The 419-nt window shown below is 48.7% G+C and carries 1 pseudogene; it reads left to right on the top strand.

Annotated features, from left to right (window positions below):
- Window positions 1-419 (top strand): annotated as a pseudogene (locus DM444_RS00130) (T9SS sorting signal type C domain-containing protein); the annotation flags it as partial.

The raw sequence follows: 419 nt of genomic DNA, 5'->3' as shown, positions 1-419 counted from the left end.
ATAGGAAGAGGATTCAGCATAAGAGCCCCTCAGACTTTTGACATCAACAGTCCTTCAGTTTTCACAGGGCAGTTTACAGGTATTCCAAACAATGGAGATATACCTGCGCCGGTTTCTCAAGGGAAATGGAATCTTGTGGGCAATCCATATCCTTCTGCTGTGGATGCAGTGGCTTTAATAAATGCCAATACCGATTTAGGCGCGCTATATTTATGGACGCATAACTCGACTCCGACAAAACAGGCAGGAAGCAATGTGTACACTTACGCCAGTGCAGATTTTGCAGTCTTCAACCTTTTGGGAGGTGCCGGAGGCGCAGAGCTTGACGGGCAGCAGTTCCAGGGATACATTGCGGCGGGACAGGGATTCATCTGCAAGCCGACCACTGCGACTCTGAACTTCACCAATGTAATGCGTGT

The sequence above is a fragment of the Flavobacterium ginsenosidimutans genome (assembly GCF_003254625.1).
GTDB lineage: Bacteria > Bacteroidota > Bacteroidia > Flavobacteriales > Flavobacteriaceae > Flavobacterium > Flavobacterium ginsenosidimutans.
The sequence above is the reverse complement of the archived record's forward strand: the minus strand, read 5'-3'. Positions and strand labels throughout refer to the sequence as shown.